We start from the raw sequence: 25,720 nt of genomic DNA, 5'->3' as shown, positions 1-25,720 counted from the left end.
GCGAAGGTTCTTCGATTGATCGGCGTCCCTCAATCGGCAGGTCGCCATGCGGCGTGCGTCAGGGATGCAAAAAGGGACGGTTGGAAACGCGGGAGGTGGTCGCTATAAGCCCGCGACACTCAATCTCCCAACAAGAAGTCAATTCCCATGACCGAACGTACCTTCTCGATCATCAAGCCCGACGCCACGCGCCGCAACCTGACCGGCGCGATCAACGCCGTGATCGAAGGCGCCGGCCTGCGCATCGTGGCCCAGCGCCGCGTCAAGCTGACGACCCAACAAGCCAAGAAATTCTACGAAGTGCACGCCGAACGCCCGTTCTACGGCGAGCTGGTCGAGCAGATGACGGCCGAGCCGGTCGTCGTTCAGGTGCTGGAAGGCGACAACGCCGTCGCCGCCTATCGCGAAGTCATGGGCGCCACCAACCCGGAACAGGCCGCCGAAGGCACCATCCGCAAGCAGTTCGCCCTGTCGATCGGTGAAAACTCGGTCCACGGTTCGGACAGCCAGGACAACGCCAAGATCGAGATCGCCCAGTTCTTCACCGACGACCAGATCGTCGGCTAAGCGCTCAAGTCGCGAGGAACCGCGTTCCGAGCGTAGCGCCGAAACAAAGCGATACGAGAGCGAAGCCTCTCGCATAGCGTGACTATATAGGCCCGCGCCCGGAACCGGACGCGGGCCTTGTCGTTTGGTGGTCATTATCTCGTTCGTCTCCCGGAGAAGACCCATGAAGACCATGATCAAACTGGCCCCCGTCATCGGCGTCGTGGCCCTGCTGGCCGCCTGCGGCCAGACGATGGAACAACGCGCCGCCACCGGCGCCCTGGGCGGCGCCGTCGCCGGTCAGGTCATCGGCGGCAACACGGGTTCGACCGTGGCCGGCGCCGCCATCGGCGCCGTCGCCGGCGCGGCGACCAAGCCCCGCTAAATCCGTCTAGGTCTTTCGGGCGAAAGCCCGGATGGCAAAAAGGCCCGGAGCGTTCGCTCCGGGCCTTTTCTACGTCTGACGTCCGGCGCCCTTACCAGATGCGGGCGCGGGCCTCGGGCGCGATATACTCCTTCTGGTCCGGCGAGACGCCGAAGGCCGCATACCAGGCGTCGATGTTGCGCGGCGAGGTCGCAGCGCGCACCGGGCCGGGCGAGTGCGGGTCGGTGGTCAACTGCTCCTTCAGCGCCGCCTCGCGCGACTTCTCGCGCCAGACCTGCGCCCACCCCAGGAAGACGCGCTGATCGCCCGTCAGGCCATCGATAACCGGCGCCGGCTGGCCGTTCAGAGACTTGTGATAGGCGTCCAGGGCCAGCAGCAGGCCGCCCAGGTCGGCGATGTTCTCGCCCATCGTCAGGTCGCCGTTGACGTGCACGCCGGGGATCGGCTCCAGCTTGTCATAGATGTCGCCCAGCACCTTGGCGCGCGCCTCGAAGCGGGCGGCGTCTTCGGGCGTCCACCAGTCGCGCAGCACGCCGTCGCCGTCGGACTTGCGGCCCTGATCGTCGAAGCCGTGGGTGATCTCGTGGCCGATGACCGCGCCGATGCCGCCGTAATTGACGGCCGGGTCGGCGTTCGGATCGAAGAAAGGCGCCTGGAGGATGGCGGCCGGGAAGACGATCTCGTTGCGCGGCGGGTTATAGTAGGCGTTGACCGTCTGGGGCGTCATGCCCCATTCTAGCGGATCGACCGGCTTGCCGATCTTGCCGCGCTTGTAGGCCCATTCGAAGGCCGAGGAGCGTTCGACGTTGCCGTACAGGTCGTCGGCCTTCAGCTCCAACCCGTCATACGAGCGCCACTTGTCGGGATAGCCGATCTTCACCCCGAACTTGGACATCTTGTACAGGGCCTGCTCGCGCGTTGGCTCGCTCATCCAGTCCAGGGTCTTCAGCCGCTCGGTCATGGCGTCGCGGATGTTGCCGACCAAGGCTTCCATCTGGGCCTTGGAAGAGGCGGGGAAATGCAGGCGGACGTATTCCTGGGCCAGGACCTCGCCCAGTTGGCCATCGACCAGAGCCACGCCCCGGTTCCAGCGGGGACGGTTTTCGGGCTGGCCGCGCAGGGTCTTGCCGCGGAAGTCGAAGCGGGCGTCGACGAAGGCCTTGGACAGATAGTGGCTGGCCTGATCGACGACGTTGAACGCCTGCCAGGCCTTCAGCGTCTCGATGGGGGTGTCGGCGAACACCTGGGCGATAGCGGGAATGGCGGTGTTTTCCATCAGCACCAAGGTGTCGACGTCTGACACCTGGGCGCCGGTCAGGAAGCCGGCCCAGTCGAAGCCGGGAGCCAGGGTCGCCAGGTCCGAGGCCTTGGCCGGATTGTACAGCTTGTCGATCTGGCGACGCTCGACCGTCGTCCACTGCTTGTCGGCGACCTTGGTTTCGAAGGCGAGGATGTCGGCGGCGGTCTTGGCCGGATCGGCCCAGCCGATGGCGGTCAGGGTGGTCGTCAGATAGGCCAGATAGGCCTCGCGCTGGGCGGCGAAGTCGGGCTTCAGATAGTAGTCGCGGTCCGGCAGGCCCAACGACCCCTGACCCAGATAGGCCGAGTTCAGATTGGGGTTCTTCAGATCCTCGAACACGTCGATGCCGAACAGGGAGCCGCCGAAGCCCGAATGGCTCTCGCCCATCAGGCGCGCCATGCCGGCGTGGTCGGTGACCGCCTTGACGGCGGCGAGGTCGGCGGCCAGCGGCGTTGCGCCCAGCTGCTCGATCTTCGCCTCGTCCATGAAGCTGGCGTACAGGGCGCCGACCTTGCGGGCGTTCTCGTTGGCGGGATTGGCGGCGCTGGTCTCGATGATCGACTTCAGCTGGGACTGGGCGTTCTCATACAGGACGTCGAACGGGCCGAAGCGCGACTTGTCGGCCGGAATCTCGGTCGTGCGCAGATAGGTTCCGTTGGCGTATTCGTTGAAGTCGTCGCCGGGCTTCACCGAGGCGTCGCGACCGGCCAGATCGAAGCCCCAGGCGCCGAAGGGGCTATGGGCCGCGCCGGCCGTGCCGTGCGAATGCTGGGCCGAAGCGTCCTGGGCCGAGGCCGCGCCGCCGGTGAGAGCGACGACGATACAGGCCGAGCAGGCGGCCATCAGACGAATGCGAGTCATGGAGAGAGAGGGTCCCGATTGAGGTCGGGCGCACCATTGCGCCGGTGCGGCGGTCTGTCGCATGACGTTTTTGTAATCTTCGCGCCGCTAAGGGCGGGGCAGGACTCGGCAGAAGCCGGCCAGCACCTGCGGGTAAAGCTGATGCTCCGCCGTCTTGACCCGTTCGGCCAGGGCCTCCGCCGTGTCGCCCTCGACGATCGGCACGCGCGCCTGGCCCAGGATCGGGCCTTCATCGACGCCTTCGGTCACCAGATGGACCGTGCAGCCGGCCTCGGCGTCGCCGGCGGCGATAGCGCGGGCGTGGGTGTCCAAGCCGGGATAAAGGGGCAGCAGGCTGGGGTGGATGTTCAGCATCCGCTCGCGCCAGCCGCCGACCAGCCAGGGCGTCAGAACACGCATATAGCCGGCCAGCGCTACGACCTCGACACCGACGTCGCGCAGGACCGCGTCCACCGCCCGCTCATGCGCCTCGCGATCCTTCCCGAACGGTTTGTGCGTCACGGTCGCCGTCGCCACGCCCTTGGCGGCCGCAATCGCCAGACCGCCCGCGCCCTCGATGTTCGACAGCACCAGCACGACCTCATAGCCGCTGTCCGGCGCCTGACCGGCGTCGATCAGAGCCGCCATGTTGGAGCCCGCCCCCGAGATCAGGACGGCGACGCGGACGGGCGGGGCGGCTTGGGGCGACATGGCGCCTCGCATGACGGCGCGGGCGACGCTTGGCAAGTTTCAAACGCGATCCACCCTTGTTGTCGGCTGGATTCGGGCGTTAGCGTGTAACGCCGACCGCATGGCGAGGGGTCGTGGGTCGGCGCGTACAGGGGACTATCGCATGAAGAGACTGATCTGCCTCGCGGCCATCGCCGCGATGCTGGGCGCGCCCGTGGCGGCGCTGGCCCAGGAAAGCGGGACCAACAGCAGCAGCAACAATGGCGGGGGCGCCGCCATGCGCTCCGCAACCGACCGGTTCCGCAACGCCAACGCCGAGGCGATCGAAAAGGACTGGGCGCGCGCACCGGTCGAGGAGACCGAGGTCACGACGGCCCATTCGGTCAACGCCCACGGAAAGACTCTGCGCTACAAGGCGACGGCGGGCACCCTGACGATCCGCGATGACGCGGGGATGCCGACCGCCAGCCTGTTCTACACCGCCTATACGCTGGATGGTCAGCCGGTCGGGACGCGGCCGGTGACCTATCTCTACAACGGCGGACCAGGCTCGCCGACCGTGTGGCTGCATATGGGCTCGTTTGGGCCGATGCGGGTCCAGACCGATGAGCCGACCGTGGTGCGGCCGGCGCCCTTCGCCTTCGGCCCGAACGACCAGACCCTGCTGGATCAGACGGACCTGGTCTTCATCGACATGGTAGGCGCGGGCTTCTCGCGTCCGTTGGGCGAGACGCCGGGTTCGACTTTCTGGGGCGTGGACGGAGACGCCGACGCCTTCGCCCGCGCCATCATGCGCTACACGACCAAGTTCAGCCGTTGGTCCAGCCCGAAATACATCATCGGCGAATCCTACGGCACGCTGCGCACCGGTGCGGTGGCGTTCCAGCTTGAAGATCGCGGGATGTCGCTGAACGGCGTGGTGCTGCTTTCGTCGATCATGAACTATGGCGTGCGTCAGCCTGGCTATCCGCAGAACTTCGTCACCCTGTTGCCGACCTATGCGGCGACGGCCTGGTATCATCGCAAGCTGACGAATCCGGCCGCGACGGTCGAGGAACAGGTTCAGCGGGCACGCGACTTCGCATTGGGGCCGTATGCCTCTGCTCTGGCCAAGGGACACATGATTTCTGACGCCGAGCGCGCGGACATCGTGCGCCAGATGAGCGACCTGACCGGCCTGTCGACCACCTTTATCGACAACGCCAATATGCGCGTGGACCTCGGCGCTTTCCGCAAGGAACTGCTGCGCGACCGGCGCCAGACGATCGGGCGGCTGGACACCCGCTACATGGGTCTGGATGAAGATGCGGCGGGCGGCGAGCCGGAGGATGATCCGTCCAGCTCGGCCGTGACGGGGGCCTATTTCGGCATCTTCCGCGACTACGTGGCCAATGAACTGAACTACAAGACCGACGTCGAATACCGAATGTCGGCGCGGGGCCTGCCGGGCTTCAACTGGAACTGGAGCCACCGTCCGCCGGTGGGAGGGCCGCAAACCACGCCGAATACGGCCATCGATCTGGCCACGGCGATGCGACGAAATCCGTACCTGAAGGTGATGTCGCTGAACGGCTATTATGACGCCGCCACGCCCTTCTTCTCGACCGAGTTCGATCTGGCGCAAATGATGCTGGAGCCCAGCCTGCGGCCGAACCTGGAGTTCACCTACTACGAGGGCGGGCACATGATGTACCTCAGCCACGACGCTCTGGTGAAGCTGCACGCCGACCTGTCGCGCTTCTACGCCGAGACGGCGAACGGCGGGGTCCGGTAAGCCCCGCGGGACCTGGGAGCGGCTTAGGCCGCTTCCAGTTGTCCGCAGACGAAGGCGACTTCGCCGGCGTTGAGCAGAGCCGCCAGCACCGGCTCGGCGTTCTCGGGCGAGACGATCAGGATGAAGCCGACGCCGCAGTTGAAGGTGCGGCGCATCTCGTGGTCGCTGATGCCGCCGGTCTCCGCCAGCCACTGGAAGACGGCCGGCATGGGCCAGGCGTTCCAGTCGAAGCGGGCCTGCAGACCCTCGGCGATGCAGCGCGGCGGGTTCTCGATCAGGCCGCCGCCGGTGATGTGGGCCGCGCCCTTGACCAGGCCCGCCTTCATGATCGGCAGGACCGGCTTCACATAGATGCGGGTCGGCTCCATCAGGGCCTGGGCCAGCGAGCGGTCCTTGGCGAAGGGGGCGTCGTCGCCCCAGGCCAGACCGGACTTCTCGACCACCTTGCGCACCAGCGAATAGCCGTTCGAGTGCGGGCCGGTGGAGGCCAAGCCGATGATGACGTCGCCGGCCGCCTGGCGATCCAGATAGGGCAGGGCGTGGCCGCGCTCGACGGCGCCGAGACTGAAGCCGGCCAGATCGTAGTCGCCTTCGGTGTACATGCCCGGCATTTCGGCGGTCTCGCCGCCGACAAGGGCGCAGCCGGCCTGACGGCAGCCCTCGGCGATGCCGGCGACCACGCGGCGGGCGGCGTCGATCTCGAGCCGGCCGGTCGCGTAATAGTCGAGGAACAGCAGGGGCTCGGCGCCCTGGGCCAACAGGTCGTTGACGCACATGGCGACCAGGTCGACGCCGACGCCGTCGTGACGGCCGGTCTCTATGGCGATCTTCAACTTGGTGCCGACGCCGTCCGTCGTCGTGACGATCAGCGGATCTTCAAAGCCGGCGGCCTTGAGGTCGAACAGGGCGCCGAATCCGCCCAGCGAGGGCTCCGATCCAGGGCGCGCCGTCGATTTCGCCAGCGGCTTGATATGTTCGACCAGCATTTCGCCCGCGTCGATGTCCACGCCCGCATCGGCGTAGGTCAGACCGTTTTCGAGAGGCTTTTGGGTGTCGCTCATGGGATCTCGGGCCTGAATCGGGGCGGAAATGCAGCGCGGCTCTTGCCACAGGTAGGATGCGCGGGGCTATAGCATCGGAATGACGCCGATCACCACCACCGAGGCGCTGGCCGATTTCTGCGCCCGCGTAGCCAACGCTCCTTTCATCACGGTCGACACCGAGTTCATGCGGGAAACGACCTATTGGCCGAAGCTCTGCCTGATCCAGGCGGCCTCGGCCGATCACGCCGCCATCATCGACCCGATGGCGGAGGGGCTGGATCTGGAGCCGTTCCTGGACCTGCTGCGCGACGAGAAGATCGTCAAGGTCTTCCACGCCTGCCGCCAGGACGTGGAAATCTTCGTGCGCCTGGGGGCCATGCCCAAGCCGATGTTCGACACCCAGGTCGCCGCCATGGCCGCCGGGTTCGGCGAACAGGTCGCCTATGATTCGCTGGTGCGGCAGATGCTGCGTATCGAGGTGGACAAGGGCAGCCGCTTCACCGACTGGGCGCGCCGACCGTTGTCGGACAACCAACTGGTCTATGCGCTGGGCGACGTGACCCACCTTGCGGCGCTTTATCCCAAGCTGCGCGACCGGCTGCAGAAGGAAGGCCGGCTGGAGTGGGTGATGTCGGAGATGGAGAGCCTGACCGATCCGGCCCTCTACGACACCAATCCCGAAAACGCCTGGAAGCGACTGAAGCCCAAGAAGTTCTCGGCCAAATATCTGGCGGCGTTCAAGGCCGTCGCCGTCTGGCGCGAGCGGGCGGCGCAGGAGCGCGACCAGCCGCGCGGCCGCATCCTGAAGGATGAGGGCATCGACGAGATCGCCCAACAGACCCCGACGGATGTCGAGGCCTTCAATCGCCTGCGCTCGGTGCCCAAGGGCTTTGGTGGTTCACGGCTGGGTCTGGAACTGGCTGAGGAGCTGAAGCGGGTTCTGGCCGATCCCGAGTCGCATGCGCCCGAGATGGAGCGCCCCGCCCACCGCCAGCCGGCTCCGCCGTCGGTGGTGGAGCTGTTGAAGGTGCTGCTCAAGGCCAAGAGCGACAACGCCGGCGTGGCCTCCAAGCTGATCGCCACCGTGTCGGACCTGGAAAAGATCGCCATCAGCGACGACGCCGACATCGACGCCATGAAGGGCTGGCGCCGCCAGATCTTCGGCGAGGATGCGCTGAAGCTGAAGCGCGGCGAGATCGCTCTGGTGCTGAACGGCGCGCGGGTGGAAGTCGTCGAGATCGAGTAGGATTTACAGGTCTCCTCCCCGCTTTGCGGGGAGGGGGACCGCGAAGCGGTGGAGGGGCTCTTGAAGTCTCACAGGTGCCTGCGATGCGGCTTAGAACCCCTCCGTCACGGCGCTGAAGAAGCGCCGCGCCACCTCCCCACCAAGTGGGGAGGAGACTTCGAAATCAAATCTTCAGCCCCAGGTCCATCGCCTCGGCGAGGGCCTTGGCGCGCTTCTTGGTCTGTTCGCCCAGGAGGACGTCGGCGTAGCCTTCGGTCGCGGTCAGGCGCAGGTCGCCGCCTTTGACCTTGGCGGTGGCGTTGGCCATCAGCTGAGGCGATCGCCCGGACAGATCGCAGGCCAGACGGATCGCCAGGCCAATGGCGCGCGCGCGTTTTGCGGCGGCGGCGTCGAGCAGGCGGTCGATGACCTCGGGCTGAGGCGTGGCGGGCGCGCCGCCGTAGCGGGCGTTCATGGCGCTGGCCAAAAAGGCGCGTTCGGTATGGCTGATCCCAGCGACCGGCGCGCGCAGCACCTGGTCGAAAACAAGCTCCAGCCGGTGATCCGGGTGCAGCCGTGCGCCCAGGTCCGCCAGACGGCAGGCGGCGCTGACCAGTACAGCGTCGCGTTTCTCGCCAAACACCTCTGGCAGGGCGGCGACGATTTCTGAAATCCAGCCGTTGAGCGCGCCGGGCAGGGCGGGAGCAACGCCCTGACGACCGCCCAGGGCGGTGCAGCCGGCCAGCAGCGGATCGGCCGTGCGCGTCGCCTCGTCCAGCGTCTCGAAAAGCAGGCCCTCGCGCACGCCCCAGGCCGACATCTCGATCTGTTTGAGACCGAGATGTTTGATCAACGCCTCAAGCACCAGCCCGGCGTAGGGCAGGGTCTCGGCGCGCTTCTTTGATACGCCGGGCAGTTTGGCCAGGCTGGCCGCCGACTGTTGCGCGACCAGACGCGCGGTCTCCAGCGCCTCCTCGGCCGACATCTGATACTGATGCACGACCTTCAGCGGATAGGATTTCAAGCCCATCTGCACCTGGGCCAGGGTCCGCCAGGCGCCGCCGACGGCGTAGAGGCGCTCGCTCATGAACTGGCCTGCGACCGGTTTCAGGGCCTGATCGATACGGGCCTTGATGCGGTCGGCGTCGAAGGCCTTGCCGTCAGCCAGAGCAAACGGACCCAGCGGCAGTGTCAGGCCATTCTCGACGCCGTCTCCGTTCAGCCGGGTCAGCTCAAGACTGGCGCCGCCCATGTCGGCCGAGACGCCGTGAGCCAGGGGGGCGCCGGCCAAAACGCCCATGGCCGCGTATTTGGCCTCTTCCTCACCCGACAGGACGCGGATTTGGAGGCCGGTCTCGGCGGCGACCCGTTCACAGAACTCCGGCCCGTCCAAGGCTTCGCGCACGGCGGCGGTGGCGGCGATCAGGGTCGCGTCAGGCCGCACGCCTTCCAGCACGGCGGCGAAACGGCGCAGCGCCGTCATCGCCATCACCACGCCCTCGGGCGACAGCTTGCGGGTCGTCGGCAGGTCGCGGCCCAGGCCGGCCAGAACCTTTTCATTATAGACGGTCCAGATCGCGCGGCCTTCCAGCCGGTACAGGACCAGTCGAACCGAGTTTGAACCGATGTCGATCGCGGCGATGTCGCGGTCGGTAAGCGTGATGTCGGGCATCAGCGGCCTGGACGCTCGTAGCGCAGGACGGCGGGCAGGCTCTTGGCCTTACGGCCGCGCCCGGACAGGCTGGGATTTGTCATGAAGTATTTGTGGGCCGAGAAGGGCCGCTCAGGATCGGCGGGGGTGACGCGTGTATAGCGCCCTTCGGCGTCCAGCACCCAGCTTTGTGCGTCGTCCTTCAGATTGGCGACCATGATCTGGTCCAGCACCTGATCGTGGACGGTGGCGTTGCGGATCGGCGTCATCAGCTCGACCCGGCGATCCAGGTTTCGCGTCATCCAGTCGGCCGAAGAGATAAAGACCTTGGCCTTGTCATGCGGCAGGTCCTTGCCATTGGCGAAACAGACGATGCGGCTGTGTTCCAGGAAGCGGCCGACGATCGACTTGACCCGGATATTCTCCGACAGGCCCGGGACGCCGGGACGCAGGCAGCAGATGCCGCGCACCACCAGATCGATCCGCACGCCCCACTGGCTGGCCCGGTAAAGGGCGTCGATGATCTCGACATCGACCAGGGCGTTCAGCTTGACCCAGATGGCGGCGGGCTTGCCCATGGCGGCGGCCGACATCTCCTTGCCGATCAGTTCGATCAGCGTGGCCTTCATGTTCAGCGGCGAGACGACCAGGGCTTCGAGGTGGTCCGGCGTCGCATAGCCGGTGATGTAGTTGAACACCCGCGTCGCGTCGCGCCCCAGCACGGGATCGCAGGAGAACAGCGACAAGTCGGTGTAAACCTTGGCCGTCACGGGGTGATAGTTGCCGGTGCCGAAGTGGCAGTAGGTGCGCAGGCCCTCGCCCTCGCGCCGGACCACGACGCTGACCTTGGCGTGGGTCTTGTATTCGACGAAGCCGAAGACGACGTGGACGCCGGCCCGCTCCATCGCGCGCGCCCAGCGCAGATTGGCCTCTTCGTCGAAGCGGGCCTTCAGTTCGACCAGGGCGGTGACGTTCTTGCCGTTCTCGGCCGCCTCGATCAGGGCGGCGACGATGGGGCTGTCCTTGGAGGTGCGGTACAGCGTCTGTTTGATGGCGATGACATTGGGGTCGCGCGCGGCCTGACGCAGGAATTGAACCACCACGTCGAAGCTCTCGAATGGGTGGTGGATCAGCAGATCCTTTTCGCGAATGGCCGCGAAGACGTCGCCGCCATTGTCGCGGACGCGTTCGGGATAGCGCGGCTCATAGCCCTTGAACTTCAGGTCCGGGTGGCCGCCGGGGATCAGGTCCGACAGTTGGGCCAGGCCCAGCATGCCGTCGACCAGAACCACGTCCTGGGGCGCGGCCTCCAGCTCGCCGACGATGAAGTCGCGCAGATCGACAGGCATGGACGCCTCGATCTTGACCCGCACCACCGAGCCCAGACGACGCTGCTTCAGCGCCTCCTCGAACTCCAGGACCAGGTCCTCGGCCTCTTCCTCGATCTCGATGTCCGAGTCACGGATCAGGCGCAGAACGCCCTTTTCCTGAACCTCGCAGCCGGGGAACAGGTGGTCGATGAACAGCAGCAGCACGTTTTCCAGCGTGATGAACCGCTTGTGCCCCGGCGTGGAGCGGCCGTCGGTCGGCAGTTCCCAGAACCGGCGCACCTGGGTCGGCACCGGCACCAGGGCGTAGAAGGTCTTGGTCTCGCCCTTGCGCTTCAGCTTCAGCGCCAGGGAGAAGCCGAGGTTGGGCAGGAAGGGGAAGGGGTGGGCCGGGTCGATGGCGAGCGGCGTCAGGACGGCGAAGAGCTGGTTCAGGAACTCGGGTTCCAGACGCTCCTTCTCGGTCTTGGTGATCTTCTGGCGATCGACGATCTCGATGCCGGCGACGGTCAGCTCCTTCTTCAGCTGGCGCCAGCGCAACTGCTGTTCGGCCATCAGCTCGCCAGCGGCGATGTTGATCTGCTCCAGCTGTTCGGCGGGGGTCAGGCCATCGGCGGACAGAACACGCAGGCGTTCGCGCAACTGGCCCTTCAGGCCGGCGACGCGGGTCATGAAGAACTCGTCCAGATTATTGGCCGAGATGGACAGGAACCGCAGCCGCTCGAGCAAGGGATGGTTGGGGTTGGCGGCTTCTTCCAGCACGCGTTCGTTGAATGCCAGCCACGAGGTTTCGCGATTGAAGAACCGGCTGGGAGAGGCCATCAGCTCTTCGCTCAGCGCCAGTTGAGGGGCGCGAGAGGCGGGAACCTCTTCGCCTCGGGTGTCGTCATGGATCGCGGCGTCGGTCATGAACCGGTTCTCGCGCGCGTGTGTGACGGCCGCAAGCGGGCGCCGAGAAAATGTCGCGGGTCAGTCGGCGGCGGCGTCCATAGCGTCCAGCACCTGACGCGCCAGAACGCGCGTGACCGGGCGGTGGAGGGCGTCCAGACGTTCGACCACCGAAGCGGCGGTCTCGGCCGAGCGGTCCAGGCGTCGAACCAGATAGTCGATCACGTCGTCGGATGGGGTGATGCTGCGTTCGGCGAAGCGGGCGCGCAGGATGGCCGACAGGACGGCGTCATCGGGCGCGGCGATGGCGACGGCGCGCACGGCGTCCAGCCGCGAACGCAGGTCGGGCAGATCGACCGACCACTGGCGCGGGGCCGAACGCGACACCAGCAGCAGAGCGCCGCCGCCGGAGTTGGCCAGATTGATCAGATGAAACAGGCTTTCGTCGTCGGCGTCCGCCGCACGGTCCAGCAGGACCGGCCGGCCTTCCAGCTCCAGCGGATCGATCAGCGCGGCCTCGGCGCCGTTCAGGGGCACAGCGCCGACCCGCTCGGCCCAGTCGGCGGCGAGGCGGCTCTTGCCCGACCCTGGCGGGCCGTGAAGCGCCAGCACCGCGCCCACGCCGTCGGGCCAGCGGGCCAGAACGCGCACGGCCTCGGCGTTGCTGTCGGACGTCACGAAGACCTCGCCCGCAACCGGCCGCTCCAGCGGCAGACGCAGCTGTTCGGTCGTCGTCGGGGGCAGGGCGCTCAGCGCGGACATGCGCCTGTCATAGCAGAGGCCGGCGTTAACCGCGTCAGGTCCGCGCTGTTGGTTGCGGGGAGCGAACCGCGCCCCTGTGGATGAATCAGGCGAATTCGGCCAGGGCGGGATTCAGCTTGCCGGCCTTGAACTCCGTCACCGTGTAATCGGCCAGGCCGTGAACCTGGAACGGATCGTCCTTCAGCAGCGTCTCCAGCTCTTCCTTGGTTCCGCCGCTGCGCACCACCAGAATACCGCCGGTGCGCGGGACCATCGGCCCGGCGGCGATGATCAGGCCGCTGGCGACATGCTGATCCAGCCACGCGCGATGCTCGACCGTCCGCGCCTCGATGGCTTCGATGGGCTGGGTGTAGGTGATGGTGACGATGAACATGGCGGCCTCGGACGGGATGGAAGCGTCAGATATCATGCGCGGCGGCTGGCTTTGCAACGGCTGAAACCTTGACTTTCCGGGGCGATGATGCGCCCTACGCCGCTTCGATTTCGGGCGCCGACGGCGTCGGATTCCACCGCCCAGAGACTCCAGACGGTTCGTTTCATGCACGCCTATCGCTCTCACACCTGCGGCGCCCTGCGCGCCTCCGACGCCGGTTCCACTGTTCGCCTGTCGGGCTGGGTTCACCGCAAGCGCGACCACGGCGGCCTGCTGTTCATCGACCTGCGCGATCACTACGGCCTGACGCAGCTGGTTCTGCACCCCGAGACACCGGGCTTCGCCGCCGTCGAACGTCTGCGTGCCGAGAGCGTGATCAAGGTCGATGGCGAGGTGGTCGCCCGCGACGCCTCGGTGGTGAACCCTAACCTGCCGACCGGCGAGGTCGAGGTGCGCGTTCAGGGCGTCGAGGTGCTGTCCGAAGCCGCCGAACTGCCGATGCCGGTCTTCGGCGATCAGGAATATCCTGAGGATATCCGCCTGGCCAACCGCTTCCTGGATCTGCGTCGCGAGCGACTGCACAAGAACATCGTGCTGCGCTCCAAGGTGATTTCCTCGATCCGCCGCCGCATGGTCGATCAGGGCTTCCTGGAGTATCAGACGCCGATCCTGACGGCCTCGTCGCCGGAAGGCGCGCGCGACTTCCTGGTGCCGTCGCGACTGCACCCAGGCAAGTTCTATGCGCTGCCCCAGGCGCCGCAGCAGTTCAAACAGCTGCTCATGGTGTCGGGCTTCGACCGCTATTTCCAGATCGCGCCGTGCTTCCGTGATGAAGACCTGCGCGCCGACCGTTCGCTGGAGTTCTATCAGCTCGACGTCGAGATGAGCTTCGTGACGCAGGAAGACGTCTTCGCCGCCATCGAGCCGCTGATGCACGGCGTGTTCGAGGAGTTCGGCGAAGGCAAGCCGGTCTCGGCCATCGACGGCGTCCATACCTTCACCAACGACTTCGGCGAGACGTTCGAGCACAAGGGTTTCGAGCGCCTGACCTATGCCCAATCGATGGCCTGGTATGGCTCGGACAAGCCGGACCTGCGCAACCCGATCAAGATGCAGGTGGTGTCCGACCACTTCCGCGACGGTGGTTTCGGCCTGTTCGCCAAAATCCTGGGCGCGGACGACAAGAACGCCGTCTGGGCCATCCCGGCGCCGACCGGCGGTTCGCGCGCCTTCTGCGACCGCATGAACTCCTGGGCGCAGGGCGAGGGCCAGCCGGGCCTGGGCTATATCTTCTGGTCCGAGGATCAAAGCGCCTGGGGCGGTCCGATCGCCAAGAACTTGGGTCAGGAACCGACCGAGGTCCTGATGTCGTCGCTGGGTCTGGGGCAGGGCGACGCCGCCTTCTTCGTCGCTGGCCTGCCCGCGACCTTCGCCAAGTTCGCCGGTCTGGCCCGCACCCGCGTGGGCACGGAGCTGAAGCTGGTGGACGAAGACCAGTTCAAATTCTGCTGGATCGTCGACTTCCCCATGTTCGAATGGTCGGAAGAAGAGAAGAAGGTCGACTTCAGCCACAACCCCTTCTCCATGCCGCAGGGCGGGCTGGAGGCTCTGGAGAACCAGGATCCGCTGACCATCCGGGCCTATCAGTACGACATCGTCTGCAACGGCTATGAGCTGTGCTCGGGCGCGATCCGGAACCACAAGGCCGAGATCATGCTGAAGGCGTTCGAGATCGCCGGCTATGACGCCTCGGTGGTCGAGGAGCAGTTCGGCGGCATGCTGAACGCCTTCCGCTACGGCGCGCCGCCGCACGGCGGTCTGGCCCCCGGCATCGACCGCATCGTCATGCTGCTGGCCGGCGAGACGGCCATCCGCGAGGTCATCGCCTTCCCGCTGAACCAGCAGGGCGAGGATCTGCTGATGAACGCCCCGACCGAGGCCGAGGAGCGCCAACTGAAGGACGTCCACATCCGCTCGGCGCTGCCGATCAAGGTGTGATCGGCGAGATCTGATCAAGGACGACAGAGGGGGGACGCTTCGCGGCGTCCCCTTTTTTGCGTTCGCGCCCAGGGCGAGCACGATTGCCTGCAACCGCAAACCGGGATTTACGTTCGGATCGGACGTTAATCTTTCGGTAACCAAATGCGACGCGCCATTCGTCTGGGTATCTTCATCGGCACCGTGCTGGGCATGAGCGCCTGTGCGACCCAGTATGATGCCAATGGCCAGCCGGTTTCGGGCGCCTATGGCTCGGTCGAAGCCGGGCGGACGGGTTGAGCGCAAAGGAAAACGTGGCGCTGGTCGCGATCCTGCCCTAATGTAGCGCTGCGGACGCCGTCTGTCGCGCCGCGTCGGTCCCCAAAACCCCCTAGATGTTACTCATCGCTATTGCTGTCGTTCTGCTCCTGGTGGTGCTCAACGGCTTGTTCGCCATGACTGAATTGGCGGTCGTCTCCTCGCGGAAATCCAAACTACAGGCGAGGGCGGAACGGGGCGACCGGGGGGCCAGGGCGGCGCTGAAGCTGTCGGAAGAACCGACTCAGTTCCTGTCCGCGGTTCAGGTGGGCATCACCCTGATCGGCATTCTGGCGGGCGCCTATGGTCAGGCGACCATCGCGGGCGAACTGGATCGCATTCTGGAAGTCGCTTTCCCGGCGCTGGCTCAATATACCGAATTCTTCGCCACGGCCCTGGTGGTCGTGTGTATCACCTATGTCTCGCTGATCATCGGCGAACTGGTGCCCAAGCGCCTGGCGCTGATCTTCCCCGAAACGGTAGCGTCCAAGATGGCCGGGCCGATCTCCAAGCTGGCGATCGTGTTGAAGCCGTTCGTCCTGCTGCTGACCGCCTCCACCTCGGGCATACTGAAGCTGTTGGGCGTCAAGGATCGCGATGGCTCCGACGTGACCCAGGAAGAGGTTGCAACCATCCTGGCCGAAGGCACTTCGGCCGGCCTGATCGAGCCCGAAGAGCAGGTGATGATCGAGGAAATCCTGCGCCTGGGCGACCGTCCGGTGCGGGTGGCGATGACCCCGCGTCACGACGTGTTCTGGATCGCCTTGGACGACCCCGAAGAGATGCTGCGCGAAGAGATTCGCACCTGCCCCTATTCGCGGATCGTGGTTGCGCGCGAGAGCGACGTGGATAATCCGCTGGGCGTGGTTCACAAGAAGGATCTGCTGGACAGCCTGCTGACCAACGGCAAGTTCGACATCGAACCGCTGGTCGCCGAGCCGGCCTTCATTCCTCAGTCGACCTCGGTGTTGAAGGCGCTGGAGATCCTGAAGGGCTCGCGGGTCCACATGGCCTTCATCGTCGACGAGTACGGCGCCTTTGAAGGCGTGGTGACGGCGACCGACATCCTGGAAATGATCGCCGGCGACTTCAATGAAGGCCATGACGAAGAGCAGGCCTGGATCCATCAGCGCGCCGACGGCAGCTGGCTTGTCGATGGTCAGACGGACCTGGACGAACTGGCCGACAAGCTGGGCGAGGACTTTGGCGAGCATGAAGGCTTCCACACCGTCGCCGGCCTGATTCTGCACCAGATCTCGCGCGTTCCGGACGAGGGCGAAGTGCTGCAGGTTGGCCGATTCGAGGTCGAGGTCGTGGATATGGACGACCGCCGCATCGACAAGCTGATCTTCAAGGAACTGGTGAAGGCACAGGACGAGCGCGACGCCATCGCCGCGCATCTGGAAGACTGATCGCAAGTGTCACATCGCCCTTGAAATGGCGGGCGGTGTCGGGCATACGCCCCCCTCTGGCGAACGCACGGACCTTTCGGGTTTGCGCGGTTGTCTAGGAGTTTAGCTCAGCTGGTAGAGCACCGGTCTCCAAAACCGGGGGTCGTGGGTTCGAGTCCCCCAACTCCTGCCAATCCCCCCTGTCGCTTCCGGATGGGACTTCCCATCTGGGGCGACAGGAACAATTGTGTGAAGAGCAACTGATGGCCAAGGCCAAAACTCCCGGCAAGCGGCCTCAAGGCAGCGCGAAGCCCCAGATGGGCGCCAAGCCTCAGGCGGCCGGCGCCGCCGCCATCACGGTCGATTCGCCCGAGCCCAAGAAGCCCCGCACCAGCCCCGGCCAGTTCCTGAGCCAGGTGCGTGCCGAAGGCCGCAAGATCGTCTGGCCCAGCCGGAAGGAGACCTGGATCACCTCGGTGATGGTCTTCATCATGGTCATCATCGCCTCGATCTTCTTCTGGATCGTGGACACCGGCCTGGGCTACGCCTTCCGCTACATCATCGCTCTCGGATCCTGAGAAAGACGCGCCCATGACCGATGCAGCGCCCGCAAAGCCCGCCAATCCGCGCCACAAGTGGTACATCGTCAACGCCTACTCGAACTTCGAGAAGAAGGTCGCCGAGCAGCTGCGTGATCAGGCCAAGCAACAGGGCCTGGAAGACGCCTTCTCCGAAATCCTGGTTCCGACCGAAGACGTCGTCGAGATCCGTCGCGGTCGCAAGGTGAACTCGGAACGCAAGTTCTTCCCCGGCTATGTGCTGGTGAAAATGGAAATGACCGACCAAGCCTATCACCTGGTCAAGAACACGCCGAAGGTCACGGGCTTCCTGGGCGCCGCGGGCGGCACCAAGCCCCTGCCGGTCTCCGAGCGTGAAGTTCAGAACATCATCGGCGCCGTCGAAGAGGGCGTCGAACGTCCGAAGCCCACCATCCGCTTCGACATCGGCGAGAAGGTCAAGGTCATCGACGGCCCGTTCGCCAGCTTCGACGGTTCGGTCGAGAGCGTGGACGAAGAACACGCCCGCCTGCGCGTCGCCGTGTCCATCTTCGGCCGCGCCACGCCGGTCGAACTGGAATACGCCCAGGTGGAGAAGGTCGCGGGCTGAGGCTTACGCACCGGTCGAGATTTAAGCCGCGTCCGACAGGGCGCGGCTTTTTCGTTTCTGCGGCGACGGCGGGGCGGTGCGTTGCCTTTCCATCCCCCCTCTGTTAAACGCCCGCCTTCGCTCGGCGGGCCCTTGGTTCGCGGAGCGTCAAATCCGTGGGAGGCAGCCATGCCGCACCACGGCTCACCGGTCCCGGATCACGTTCGGGATCATTCATAGGAGAGACCAATGGCCAAGAAGATTCTCGGCTATATCAAGCTGCAAGTGCCGGCCGGTTCGGCCACGCCTTCGCCCCCGATCGGCCCGGCTCTGGGTCAGCGCGGCGTGAACATCATGGGCTTCTGCAAGGAGTTCAACGCACGCACCGAGAAGGAAGCCAAGGGCACCCCGCTTCCGACCGTGATCACCGTCTATCAGGACAAGTCGTTCACCTTCATCACCAAGACGCCGCCGGCGACCTGGTACCTGAAGCAGGCCACGGGCCTGAAGTCGGGTTCGAAGCTGGTCGGCCGTGAAGTCGCCGGCAAGATCACGCAGGCGCAACTGCGCGAGATCGCCGAAAAGAAGATGAAGGATCTGAACGCCAACGACCTCGACGCGGCGGCCAAGATCATCGAAGGCTCCGCCCGCGCGATGGGCCTCGAAGTGGTGGAGGGCTAAACCATGGCCAAGCAAACCAAGGCCTTCAAGGCCCGCACCGGCGTGACCCAGGACCTGCTGCCGTTCTCCGACGCCATCAAGCTGGCCAAGGAAAACGCCAAGGCCAAGTTCGACGAGTCGCTGGAAATCTCGGTCAACTTGGGCGTCGACCCGCGTCACGCCGACCAACAGGTCCGTGGCGTCGTCAACCTGCCGTCGGGCACCGGCCGTGACGTTCGCGTCGCCGTCTTCGCCAAGGACGCCAAGGCCGCCGAAGCCACCGCAGCCGGCGCCGAACACGTCGGCGCCGAAGATCTGTACGAAAAGATCGCCGGCGGCTTCATGGAGTTCGACCGCGTGATCGCGTCGCCGGACATGATGGCCCTGGTCGGCCGTCTGGGTAAGGTGCTGGGCCCGCGCGGCCTGATGCCGAACCCCAAGGTCGGCACCGTGACCCCGAACGTGGCCCAGGCCGTCAAGGACGCCAAGGGCGGCGCCGTGGAGTTCCGCGTCGAGAAGGCGGGCATCGTCCACGCCGGCATCGGCAAGGTCTCGTTCACCCAGGACGCCCTGGAAGCCAACGTGAAGGCCATCGTGGACGCCCTGGTGCGTTCCAAGCCGTCGGGCGCCAAGGGCACCTATGTGAAGCGCATCAGCCTGTCCTCGACGATGGGCCCGGGCTTCAAGGTCGACCCGGCCTCGCTGGGCGCCTAAGTCGAAAGACAAGCCACACTGAAGAACGGCGGGGAGCGATCCCCGCCGTTTTTTCTTGCCCGGATCAGTAGGCGGCGGTGAAGCGGGCGCGGCTGTGCTTGGGGTTTTCCAGCTCGTCGACCATGGCGATGGCGTAGTCGGAGAAGCCGATCTTGCTGTCGCCGTTGGCGTCCACGACCAGTTGGTCGGTCCCGGTGCGGTAGCGGCCCAGGCGCGGCGTTTCCTCGATCAGGGCGGCGGGGGAGAAGAAGGTCCAGTCGATGTCCGTTTCCTGACGCAGGTCGTCTAGGAAGGTCAGCCCGCCCTTGGCGATGGGCTTCCATTCGGCTGGAAACTGCGGCGTGTCGAACAGCAGAACGCCGGGCGCGACCTCCAGGCTGGCGGCGCCGCCGGTGACGAGCAGGCGCGGGACGCCGGCGGTCTTCAGCGCGCCCAGGATGGTCGCGGCGGGAACATCGAAGTGCAGGGCGCTGATGACCGCGTCCGAGCCCTTGATCAGGTCGGCGAGCGCGGCGGCGTCCGAGGCGTCGCCGGCGACAGGCGTGACGCCGGTGGCGCTCGGGATCGCTTCCGGCTTGCGGGCGATGGCGGTGACCGTGTGACCGCGCGCGGCCAGTTCCTTGGTGATTTCCGAGCCGGCGCGACCGCTGGCGCCGAGAACTGCGACTTTCATGAAAGGCTCCTGTAGGTATCCAATGGATACCAGGTGCGCTATGGGGTGCGGCCATGCAAGACGGCACCTCTCAGACACCTAATTACCTTCAAGAAACCTGGCTGCGCGGCGATGTGTTCGCAGCGAACTGTCCGACGCGGCAACTGCTGGACCGCATCGCCGACAAGTGGAGCACCCTGATCCTGATCGTGCTGGGAGAGGGGCCGATCCGCTTCAACGCCCTGAAGCAGCGGGTCGATGGGGTGTCGCAGAAGATGCTGAGCCAGACGCTGAAGTCGCTGGAGCGCGACGGGCTGGTGTCACGCTCGGTCGTGGCCACCGTGCCGGTGTCGGTGACCTATGCGGTCACGCCGCTGGGCCGAACCCTGATGGCGGCGATGCAGTCCATGATCGACTGGGCCGAGACCCGGATGCCGGAAGTCGCGGCCGCGCAAATGGCCTACGATCAGCGATCCTCCGACGCCCACTGACTTTTTTATCGCCTGCGGCGAACGGCCACGCTCGACCCGCGTTCCTGTCGCGACCTTGAAGGGGGCGATATGTTCGGACTGGGAAAACTGATGGGCGACAAGCCTGGTGTGGGCGGCCACGACCCGTGGAAGGGGCGGCTCGCGTTCGGCGCCATCGTGCTGGTGGCGGCCTATTTCGCGGTCCAGCTGATCGTGACGCTGCAGACGCTGTGGCTGCTGATCTTCGGGGCCATCGTGGTGTCGGTGATCCTGCGCGCCCTGGCCGATCCCATCGTGCGCTGGCTGAAGGCGCCGGATCCGCTGGCCGTCTTCCTGTCGCTGCTGATCGTGGTCGCGGTCCTGGCGGGGATATTGACCCTGTTCGGAACCCAGATCACCGAACAGGTCGTGGCCCTGTCCGCCGTGGTGCCGCAAGGCTGGGAGCAGGTTCAGTCCTGGATCCAGGCCCAACCCTATGCCGCACAGCTGTTGGAGCAACTACAAGGGCTGGGCGGCCGTGCCGGTCAGGCGTTGCAGGTCGCTCAGAAGTTCGCCCTGGGCTTCGCATCGGGTGTCACCACACTGGTTCTCGTCGTGGTCGCGGGCGTCTTCCTGGCGATCGAGCCCGCCAAGTCGCGCGAGGGGCTGCTGTCCATGCTGCCCATGGATCGCCGCCCGCGAATGCGCGAAGTGCTGAACAGCTGTGGGAAGGCGCTGAAAGGCTGGCTGAAGGCGCAGCTGTTCTCGATGGTTCTGGTCGGCACGCTGACAGGGGTCGGCTTGGCCATCATCGGCGTGCCGTCGGCGCTGGGGCTGGGTCTGCTGACGGGATTGGCGCAGTTCGTGCCGATCGTGGGCCCCATCGTCTCCACCGTGCCGGCCGTGCTGGTTGGCGCCACGCAAGGGTGGCAGACGGCCCTGATGACGCTGGCGCTGTATGTCGTGGTGTCTCAGCTGGAGAGCAACTTCATCACGCCGATGGTGCAGAAGAACGTCGCGAACCTGCCCGTCGTGCTGGGCATCTTCGCCGTCGTGGGCATCGGCACCCTGTTCGGGCCGCTGGGCGTGCTGTTCGCCACGCCGCTGGCGCTGGTGCTGCACACCTTGATCACCATGCTGTATCGTCAGGACGTGCTGGGCGATCCCAAGGCCAAGGCGCCCGGAGAGAAATAAATGGGACCGTCCGTGGTCTGACAACTTGACGCAGCCGTCGCGATCCCGTTTCGAGGGCGGCCGCGACCGGCAGACCTGGAACCAGACGTGAAGATTGGGCGAGCGCCAGCACGAATCGTCAGGACCGCTCAAGCGATGGGCGAGGGCTGAGGCGTGCCGCAGGCCCGGTCGAAACGCACCACCCGCTCCGAGACCCGGCAGGTCGCGGCCCTGCCGTGGCGGCTGGAGGACGGCGAGCGTCGCATCCTGATGATCACCTCGCGCGAAACGCGACGCTGGGTGATCCCCAAGGGCGGGCGGATGGTCGGCAAGAGCGATCCCGAGGCCGCCGCCCAGGAGGCGATGGAGGAGGCGGGGGTGAAGGGCGACGTCGACACCCAGTCCATCGGCGTCTTCCGATACGCCAAGGGTCTGAAAGACGGCGGCGTGCGCCAGTGCGTGGTGTCGGTCTATCCGCTGGAAGTGCTGATCCAGATGGGCGCCTGGCCCGAGGCACATCAGCGCGAGCGCCGCTGGATGAGCCTGAGCGAGGCGGCGGATCTGGTTCATGAGCCCGACCTGGCCGCGCTGATCCGCGACTTCGACGCCACGCCGCTGGAAGATTAAGCAACCGTCGGTCGAATTCGACTGGCCTGCGGGCCTGAGCGTTCCGATAAGAGAGCGGGGGAGGCCATCATGATCATCACACACAAATTGGCGCTGGCCGCGTCGTTGGGTCTGGCGCTGGGTCTGAGCGCGACAGGCGCGTATGCGCAGACGGCGGCTCGATCCGAAACTGTCGTTGTCACGCGCGTCGAGCCTGCGCCGCAGGATGCCGGCCTGGCGCGCCGCAGCGCCCTGGCGCGCGAACTGATCGACCTGTCCGTCGGCCCGAACTTCATGAAGGAGTTCGAGCGCTTCATGGTCACGCAGATGGGTGAACTGGATAAAAAGGGCGGCGAAGAAGCGATTTGGGTGCGCACCAACATGCCGTCCATGGCTAGCAGAATGATCGAGCGGTTCATGGATGACTTGGCCCCAATCTACGGCTCCGTCTTCACTGAAGAAGAGCTGGTCGCTCAGATCGCATTCTATCGCACGGCTGTCGGGCGCTCTGTCGCAGCCAAGACGATATCCTTGAGCATGGCCTCACAGGAGGTCGAGACCGCAGCGATGACGAACCTTCTGGAGGAGTTCGAGAGCAAATATTGCGCCCGGTTCGACTGCGGCGAGGCCGAACAGACCGGCGCCAAGCCCAGCCGGCGTTAAGCCGGGTTGATTTCTAACGGCGGCGCCTGTAAGAGCGCCGCTTCCCGTCGGAGGTTCATCTTCTGACGGTCCTGTCCGAGAACTTCGGGGCGTGGGGGTCACCCAGGCCATAACTGTCAGAGAGCCCTCTGACGCCGTGGGGAGATGGGGACGCGACCTTGCGCTGTCAGCCCGCATTCCGGGACGGACGCCGTCAGACGCATCCTTCGGACAATAAGACCGGCCCGACGTTTCGCAGCGATGCGACGCGCTTTGGCCAATCCGTCGTCGGGAATAAGCCCGGCGGCGAATACCAAGACTGGAGACCGCAATGGATCGCGCTCAAAAAGCCGAGTCTATCGAATCGCTCAAGGGCGTTTTCGCCGACGCCGGCAGCGTGGTCGTGACCCACAACCTGGGTCTGACCGTTGCGGAAATGGAAGATCTGCGTGGCCGTCTTCGTAAAGAAGGCGGCGCGTTCAAGGTGGTCAAGAACCGCCTGGCGCTGAAGGCGCTCGAAGCCGAGGAAGGCAGCGACTACCACAACCTGTTCAAGGGTCCCGTGGGCATCGCCTATTCCGAGAACCCCGGTACGGCCGCCAAGGTCGCCACCGAGTTCGCCAAGGCCAACGATCGTTTCAAGATCGTCGGCGGCTTCATGGGCTCGACCATCGTCGACCAAAAGGGCGTGGACGCACTGTCCAAGCTCCCGACGCTCGACGAGGTTCGCGGTCAACTCATCGGCCTGCTCAACGCGCCTGCGACCCGTATCGCCGGCGTGCTGCAAGCACCCGCCGGTCAGCTGGCTCGCGTGTTCAACGCCTACGCCACCAAGGAAGCCGCGTAAGCGGCCCAGCCTTTCATCTCTGCATCACTCTCTAAAACCAATCCTCCGAAGGAAAACTGACAATGGCTGACCTCGCCAAGATCGTCGAAGACCTGTCCGCTCTGACCGTCCTCGAAGCTGCTGAACTCTCCAAGCTGCTGGAAGAAAAGTGGGGCGTCAGCGCCGCTGCTCCGGTCGCCATGGCTGCTCCGGCCGCCGGCGGCGGCGCTCCGGCTGAAGCTGCCGAAGAGCAAACCGAATTCACCGTCGTCCTGGTCGACGGCGGCGACAAGAAGATCAACGTGATCAAGGAAGTCCGCGGCGTCCGTTCGGACCTGGGTCTGAAGGAAGCCAAGGACCTGGTCGAAGGCGCTCCGCAGAACGTCGTCGAGAACGTCTCCAAGCAAGCCGCCGACGAAGTCGCCAAGAAGCTGACGGAAGCCGGCGCCAAGGTCCAGATCAAGTAAGATCTGACTTTCGGCATTTGCTGAAGATCGGAAAGGCCCGGCGGGAAACCGCCGGGTCTTTTTCTTTTGGGGCCTACCGCGCTTCGCGCTACTTGAGGCCCATGAGCGGCAACAAGGCTAGGGCTTGGTCTGCATCAGCGCTGCGGGCGGGTGCGGGCGGCGAAGAAGGCCCACAGGGCGTCGTTGTCGGCGACCCAGCTGTGGCCGCCGCCGGCGGTGATACGGCCCACGACGTCGGCGCCGTCGCGGCAGGCGGCGTAGCCCTCTTCATAGACCTTGTTGGCTATCCAGCGGGTGTCGCGCACCTGGGTGCAGCCGTTCAGCTGGGCCCAGCGCTGTTCGGCGGCATGCATGGTGTAGCTCCAATAGCCTGCGCCGCCGCCCTGGATCGGATTGGTGGTGTCGGCGTCGCCGGCGAAGGCGATGACCGGCATAGGGCGCGAAGGACGGCAGGTGGCGGGATCCGGCTCCTGCGGGCGGTCCTTTCTGGGATTGCCGGCGCGCAAGCCGACGACCGGAGCGATGGCGGCAAAACGGTCGGCGGCGACGCAACCCAGCCAGGACACCATCCGCCCGCCGCCCGACAGGCCCGTCGCATAGATGCGGCTGTCATCGACGCAGCCCTGGTCGGCCAGATAATCGATGGCTCCCGTCAGATAGGCGACGTCGTCGGCATCGCCGGGACCGGGGACTGCGCCGGTGACGGTCGGCACGCCGGGGATGTTCCAGACGAAACCTTGATCGATCGGAATGCCAGCATCGGGCGCGGCGACAATGAAGCCGTGCCGATCCGCCGCCTCAGCCAAGCCGGAAGACACCAGCATCTTCTCTCCCGTGCCGCCGCTGCCGTGCAGCAGGAAGACCAGAGGTGAGGGCTTCGCGGGGTCAAAACCGACGGGCAGGTGGATCCGCATCGTGCGTCCGGTGCGGCCGATGGCGACGGCCTGGGTCGCGCCCGCCTGTCTGATGTTGCAGGGGGCGGCCGCGTGCGCCGACGGGCTGAAGATGATCAGGCCCATCAGGGCGGCGAACAGGCCGAACCAAGGCTTCATGCGACGTCGTCTCCGCTGATCGAGAGCGACAGGGTGAGGTGTTTTCGGCATCGAGGCCAGTCTTGAGCGGCGCCGTGCGGCTTCCCATCTGTGGACACCCCAAGACGGAGCCATCCCCTATGAAAATTCTGCTGGTGCTGACGTCGCACGATCAACTCGGCGACACGGGCAAGAAGACCGGCTTCTGGCTGGAAGAACTGGCGGCCCCCTATTACGCGCTGAAGGATGCGGGCGCGGAGATCGTGCTGGCCTCGCCCAAGGGCGGGCAACCCCCGCTGGATCCCAAGAGCGACGACGCGGACGCCCAGACGGACGACACGCGCCGCTTCAAGGCCGATGCCGAAGCTCAGGCCGCCCTGGCCTCGACCGTCATCCTGTCGTCGGTGAAGGCCGATGATTTCGACGCCGTCTTCTATCCCGGCGGTCACGGGCCGCTGTGGGACCTGGCCAATGATGCCGATTCCATCGCCCTGATCGAGGCCTTCACCAAGGCGGACAAGCCGACCGGCTTCGTCTGCCATGCGCCGGGCGTGCTGAAGTCCGTGAACGGCGCGGACGGCAAGCCGCTGGTCAACGGCCGCAAGGTGACCGGCTTCACCAACTCCGAAGAGGAGGCCGTGGGCCTGACCGATGTGGTGCCGTTCCTGGTCGAGAACGTGCTGACCGCCAACGGCGGCGACTACTCCAAGGGGCCGGACTGGGGCTCCTATGTTCTGACCGACGGCAAGCTGGTGACCGGGCAGAACCCCGGCTCGTCGCACGCGGCGGCCGAGGCGTTGCTGAAGCTGTTGAGGGCATAAGGAAAATCTGTCTCCTCCCCGCGATGGGGAGGGGGACCGCGA

General features: G+C 65.8%; 27 protein-coding genes and 1 tRNA gene. 19 read left to right on the top strand and 9 right to left on the bottom strand.

Annotation, left to right across the window (positions count from 1 at the left end; translation table 11 throughout):
- Positions 1–147 precede the first annotated feature (147 nt).
- Positions 148–567 carry a nucleoside-diphosphate kinase gene (gene ndk / locus BLR19_RS04500; protein ID WP_091747654.1) on the top strand — a complete coding sequence of 140 codons (420 nt, stop codon included), beginning with the start codon at positions 148–150 and terminating at the stop codon, positions 565–567.
- A 163-nt stretch (positions 568–730) separates the two neighbouring features.
- Complete coding sequence (locus tag BLR19_RS04495; protein ID WP_017504673.1) at positions 731–931, top strand: YMGG-like glycine zipper-containing protein; 201 nt, start codon at positions 731–733, stop codon at positions 929–931.
- 91 nt (positions 932–1,022) lie between these two features.
- On the opposite strand, the gene BLR19_RS04490 is transcribed toward BLR19_RS04495, so the two are convergent.
- Positions 1,023–3,092: a M13 family metallopeptidase gene (locus BLR19_RS04490; protein WP_091747651.1), complete on the bottom strand. Its 2,070-nt coding sequence runs from the start codon at positions 3,090–3,092 to the stop codon at positions 1,023–1,025.
- Between the two features lie 87 nt (positions 3,093–3,179).
- Positions 3,180–3,782, bottom strand: a complete 603-nt coding sequence (purN, locus tag BLR19_RS04485) for a phosphoribosylglycinamide formyltransferase (protein ID WP_255366432.1) — start codon at positions 3,780–3,782, stop codon at positions 3,180–3,182.
- A 142-nt stretch (positions 3,783–3,924) separates the two neighbouring features.
- Here purN and BLR19_RS04480 point away from each other — a divergent pair, with 142 nt between their 5' ends.
- Positions 3,925–5,535: a S10 family peptidase gene (locus BLR19_RS04480; protein WP_091747645.1), complete on the top strand. Its 1,611-nt coding sequence runs from the start codon at positions 3,925–3,927 to the stop codon at positions 5,533–5,535.
- Between the two features lie 23 nt (positions 5,536–5,558).
- Here BLR19_RS04480 and purM read toward each other — a convergent pair whose 3' ends face one another.
- Positions 5,559–6,596 carry a phosphoribosylformylglycinamidine cyclo-ligase gene (gene purM / locus BLR19_RS04475; protein ID WP_091747642.1) on the bottom strand — a complete coding sequence of 346 codons (1,038 nt, stop codon included), beginning with the start codon at positions 6,594–6,596 and terminating at the stop codon, positions 5,559–5,561.
- A 79-nt stretch (positions 6,597–6,675) separates the two neighbouring features.
- On the opposite strand from purM, the gene rnd reads away from it, so the two are divergent.
- Positions 6,676–7,824, top strand: coding sequence for a ribonuclease D (gene rnd / locus BLR19_RS04470; protein ID WP_091747639.1), 1,149 nt, complete (start codon positions 6,676–6,678; stop codon positions 7,822–7,824).
- 163 nt (positions 7,825–7,987) lie between these two features.
- On the opposite strand, the gene BLR19_RS04465 is transcribed toward rnd, so the two are convergent.
- The 4 genes from BLR19_RS04465 to BLR19_RS04450 form a co-directional block, all read right to left on the bottom strand.
- Positions 7,988–9,475: a Ppx/GppA phosphatase family protein gene (locus BLR19_RS04465; protein WP_091747636.1), complete on the bottom strand. Its 1,488-nt coding sequence runs from the start codon at positions 9,473–9,475 to the stop codon at positions 7,988–7,990.
- The gene (locus BLR19_RS04460; protein WP_091747633.1) at positions 9,475–11,691 is read right to left on the bottom strand and encodes an RNA degradosome polyphosphate kinase; all 2,217 of its coding nucleotides are present in this window, start codon (positions 11,689–11,691) and stop codon (positions 9,475–9,477) included. The genes BLR19_RS04465 and BLR19_RS04460 overlap by 1 nt, the downstream gene beginning before the upstream one ends.
- A gap of 60 nt (positions 11,692–11,751) precedes the next feature.
- Positions 11,752–12,432: a P-loop NTPase family protein gene (locus BLR19_RS04455; RefSeq protein WP_091747630.1), complete on the bottom strand. Its 681-nt coding sequence runs from the start codon at positions 12,430–12,432 to the stop codon at positions 11,752–11,754.
- 85 nt (positions 12,433–12,517) lie between these two features.
- The gene (locus tag BLR19_RS04450; RefSeq protein ID WP_255366431.1) at positions 12,518–12,841 is read right to left on the bottom strand and encodes a YciI family protein; all 324 of its coding nucleotides are present in this window, start codon (positions 12,839–12,841) and stop codon (positions 12,518–12,520) included.
- Between the two features lie 129 nt (positions 12,842–12,970).
- Here BLR19_RS04450 and aspS point away from each other — a divergent pair, with 129 nt between their 5' ends.
- The 8 genes from aspS to rplA all read left to right on the top strand — a co-directional run bounded on the left by aspS (position 12,971) and on the right by rplA (position 19,011).
- Positions 12,971–14,803 (top strand): aspartate--tRNA ligase, encoded by a 1,833-nt coding sequence (gene aspS, locus BLR19_RS04445; RefSeq protein ID WP_091747627.1) that lies wholly within the window; start codon positions 12,971–12,973, stop codon positions 14,801–14,803.
- A gap of 144 nt (positions 14,804–14,947) precedes the next feature.
- The gene (locus tag BLR19_RS14960; protein WP_255366430.1) at positions 14,948–15,082 is read left to right on the top strand and encodes a hypothetical protein; all 135 of its coding nucleotides are present in this window, start codon (positions 14,948–14,950) and stop codon (positions 15,080–15,082) included.
- Positions 15,083–15,177: 95 nt separating this feature from the next.
- Complete coding sequence (locus BLR19_RS04440; protein ID WP_153923662.1) at positions 15,178–16,512, top strand: hemolysin family protein; 1,335 nt, start codon at positions 15,178–15,180, stop codon at positions 16,510–16,512.
- Between the two features lie 96 nt (positions 16,513–16,608).
- Positions 16,609–16,684: transfer RNA gene (locus tag BLR19_RS04435), tRNA-Trp, on the top strand.
- A gap of 70 nt (positions 16,685–16,754) precedes the next feature.
- Positions 16,755–17,069, top strand: coding sequence for a preprotein translocase subunit SecE (gene secE, locus BLR19_RS04430; RefSeq protein WP_017506693.1), 315 nt, complete (start codon positions 16,755–16,757; stop codon positions 17,067–17,069).
- Positions 17,070–17,082: 13 nt separating this feature from the next.
- Complete coding sequence (gene nusG / locus BLR19_RS04425; RefSeq protein ID WP_017506694.1) at positions 17,083–17,658, top strand: transcription termination/antitermination protein NusG; 576 nt, start codon at positions 17,083–17,085, stop codon at positions 17,656–17,658.
- A gap of 228 nt (positions 17,659–17,886) precedes the next feature.
- Positions 17,887–18,318: a 50S ribosomal protein L11 gene (gene rplK / locus BLR19_RS04420; protein ID WP_008259841.1), complete on the top strand. Its 432-nt coding sequence runs from the start codon at positions 17,887–17,889 to the stop codon at positions 18,316–18,318.
- A 3-nt stretch (positions 18,319–18,321) separates the two neighbouring features.
- Positions 18,322–19,011 carry a 50S ribosomal protein L1 gene (rplA, locus tag BLR19_RS04415; RefSeq protein WP_017506695.1) on the top strand — a complete coding sequence of 230 codons (690 nt, stop codon included), beginning with the start codon at positions 18,322–18,324 and terminating at the stop codon, positions 19,009–19,011.
- A 64-nt stretch (positions 19,012–19,075) separates the two neighbouring features.
- Here rplA and BLR19_RS04410 read toward each other — a convergent pair whose 3' ends face one another.
- Entirely contained in the window at positions 19,076–19,684 is a 609-nt protein-coding gene (locus tag BLR19_RS04410) for an NAD(P)-dependent oxidoreductase (protein ID WP_091747624.1), read from the bottom strand.
- Positions 19,685–19,737: 53 nt separating this feature from the next.
- On the opposite strand from BLR19_RS04410, the gene BLR19_RS04405 reads away from it, so the two are divergent.
- From BLR19_RS04405 to rplL, 6 genes are all read left to right on the top strand, one after another.
- Positions 19,738–20,154 carry a winged helix-turn-helix transcriptional regulator gene (locus BLR19_RS04405; RefSeq protein ID WP_091747621.1) on the top strand — a complete coding sequence of 139 codons (417 nt, stop codon included), beginning with the start codon at positions 19,738–19,740 and terminating at the stop codon, positions 20,152–20,154.
- 90 nt (positions 20,155–20,244) lie between these two features.
- Complete coding sequence (locus BLR19_RS04400) at positions 20,245–21,306, top strand: AI-2E family transporter (RefSeq protein ID WP_218119313.1); 1,062 nt, start codon at positions 20,245–20,247, stop codon at positions 21,304–21,306.
- 153 nt (positions 21,307–21,459) lie between these two features.
- On the top strand, positions 21,460–21,912 hold the full coding sequence (locus BLR19_RS04395; protein ID WP_055754820.1) for an NUDIX hydrolase: 453 nt from the start codon (positions 21,460–21,462) through the stop codon (positions 21,910–21,912).
- A gap of 69 nt (positions 21,913–21,981) precedes the next feature.
- A complete protein-coding gene (locus BLR19_RS04390; protein ID WP_091747615.1) occupies positions 21,982–22,554 on the top strand; it encodes a DUF2059 domain-containing protein in 573 nt (190 codons plus the stop codon).
- 310 nt (positions 22,555–22,864) lie between these two features.
- A complete protein-coding gene (gene rplJ, locus BLR19_RS04385; RefSeq protein ID WP_055754822.1) occupies positions 22,865–23,380 on the top strand; it encodes a 50S ribosomal protein L10 in 516 nt (171 codons plus the stop codon).
- Positions 23,381–23,442: 62 nt separating this feature from the next.
- A complete protein-coding gene (gene rplL, locus BLR19_RS04380; protein WP_055754823.1) occupies positions 23,443–23,826 on the top strand; it encodes a 50S ribosomal protein L7/L12 in 384 nt (127 codons plus the stop codon).
- 134 nt (positions 23,827–23,960) lie between these two features.
- Here rplL and BLR19_RS04375 read toward each other — a convergent pair whose 3' ends face one another.
- Entirely contained in the window at positions 23,961–24,878 is a 918-nt protein-coding gene (locus tag BLR19_RS04375) for a CE1 family esterase (protein WP_091747612.1), read from the bottom strand.
- A 119-nt stretch (positions 24,879–24,997) separates the two neighbouring features.
- On the opposite strand from BLR19_RS04375, the gene BLR19_RS04370 reads away from it, so the two are divergent.
- Complete coding sequence (locus BLR19_RS04370; protein WP_091747609.1) at positions 24,998–25,678, top strand: type 1 glutamine amidotransferase domain-containing protein; 681 nt, start codon at positions 24,998–25,000, stop codon at positions 25,676–25,678.
- The last annotated feature ends 42 nt before the right edge of the window (positions 25,679–25,720 follow it).

The organism is Brevundimonas sp. 374, assembly GCF_900102995.1.
Taxonomy (GTDB): domain Bacteria; phylum Pseudomonadota; class Alphaproteobacteria; order Caulobacterales; family Caulobacteraceae; genus Brevundimonas; species Brevundimonas vesicularis_C.
The sequence above is the reverse complement of the archived record's forward strand: the minus strand, read 5'-3'. Positions and strand labels throughout refer to the sequence as shown.

Bases quoted from the DNA above. Each gene is read 5' to 3' on its own strand.
- BLR19_RS04465 (WP_091747636.1), bottom strand. From the start codon at position 9,475: ATGCCCGACATCACGCTTACCGACCGCGACATCGCCGCGATCGACATC.
- rplA (WP_017506695.1), top strand. From the start codon at position 18,322: ATGGCCAAGCAAACCAAGGCCTTCAAGGCCCGCACCGGCGTGACCCAG.
- rplL (WP_055754823.1), top strand. From the start codon at position 23,443: ATGGCTGACCTCGCCAAGATCGTCGAAGACCTGTCCGCTCTGACCGTC.
- BLR19_RS04400 (WP_218119313.1), top strand. From the start codon at position 20,245: ATGGGCGACAAGCCTGGTGTGGGCGGCCACGACCCGTGGAAGGGGCGG.
- BLR19_RS04390 (WP_091747615.1), top strand. From the start codon at position 21,982: ATGATCATCACACACAAATTGGCGCTGGCCGCGTCGTTGGGTCTGGCG.
- BLR19_RS04460 (WP_091747633.1), bottom strand. From the start codon at position 11,691: ATGACCGACGCCGCGATCCATGACGACACCCGAGGCGAAGAGGTTCCC.
- BLR19_RS04410 (WP_091747624.1), bottom strand. From the start codon at position 19,684: ATGAAAGTCGCAGTTCTCGGCGCCAGCGGTCGCGCCGGCTCGGAAATC.
- secE (WP_017506693.1), top strand. From the start codon at position 16,755: ATGGCCAAGGCCAAAACTCCCGGCAAGCGGCCTCAAGGCAGCGCGAAG.
- BLR19_RS04370 (WP_091747609.1), top strand. From the start codon at position 24,998: ATGAAAATTCTGCTGGTGCTGACGTCGCACGATCAACTCGGCGACACG.
- rplK (WP_008259841.1), top strand. From the start codon at position 17,887: ATGGCCAAGAAGATTCTCGGCTATATCAAGCTGCAAGTGCCGGCCGGT.
- BLR19_RS04405 (WP_091747621.1), top strand. From the start codon at position 19,738: ATGCAAGACGGCACCTCTCAGACACCTAATTACCTTCAAGAAACCTGG.
- aspS (WP_091747627.1), top strand. From the start codon at position 12,971: ATGCACGCCTATCGCTCTCACACCTGCGGCGCCCTGCGCGCCTCCGAC.
- ndk (WP_091747654.1), top strand. From the start codon at position 148: ATGACCGAACGTACCTTCTCGATCATCAAGCCCGACGCCACGCGCCGC.
- purM (WP_091747642.1), bottom strand. From the start codon at position 6,596: ATGAGCGACACCCAAAAGCCTCTCGAAAACGGTCTGACCTACGCCGAT.
- BLR19_RS04450 (WP_255366431.1), bottom strand. From the start codon at position 12,841: ATGATATCTGACGCTTCCATCCCGTCCGAGGCCGCCATGTTCATCGTC.
- BLR19_RS14960 (WP_255366430.1), top strand. From the start codon at position 14,948: ATGCGACGCGCCATTCGTCTGGGTATCTTCATCGGCACCGTGCTGGGC.
- nusG (WP_017506694.1), top strand. From the start codon at position 17,083: ATGACCGATGCAGCGCCCGCAAAGCCCGCCAATCCGCGCCACAAGTGG.
- BLR19_RS04455 (WP_091747630.1), bottom strand. From the start codon at position 12,432: ATGTCCGCGCTGAGCGCCCTGCCCCCGACGACGACCGAACAGCTGCGT.
- BLR19_RS04490 (WP_091747651.1), bottom strand. From the start codon at position 3,092: ATGACTCGCATTCGTCTGATGGCCGCCTGCTCGGCCTGTATCGTCGTC.
- BLR19_RS04375 (WP_091747612.1), bottom strand. From the start codon at position 24,878: ATGAAGCCTTGGTTCGGCCTGTTCGCCGCCCTGATGGGCCTGATCATC.
- BLR19_RS04495 (WP_017504673.1), top strand. From the start codon at position 731: ATGAAGACCATGATCAAACTGGCCCCCGTCATCGGCGTCGTGGCCCTG.
- rnd (WP_091747639.1), top strand. From the start codon at position 6,676: ATGACGCCGATCACCACCACCGAGGCGCTGGCCGATTTCTGCGCCCGC.
- rplJ (WP_055754822.1), top strand. From the start codon at position 22,865: ATGGATCGCGCTCAAAAAGCCGAGTCTATCGAATCGCTCAAGGGCGTT.
- purN (WP_255366432.1), bottom strand. From the start codon at position 3,782: ATGTCGCCCCAAGCCGCCCCGCCCGTCCGCGTCGCCGTCCTGATCTCG.
- BLR19_RS04480 (WP_091747645.1), top strand. From the start codon at position 3,925: ATGAAGAGACTGATCTGCCTCGCGGCCATCGCCGCGATGCTGGGCGCG.
- BLR19_RS04440 (WP_153923662.1), top strand. From the start codon at position 15,178: ATGTTACTCATCGCTATTGCTGTCGTTCTGCTCCTGGTGGTGCTCAAC.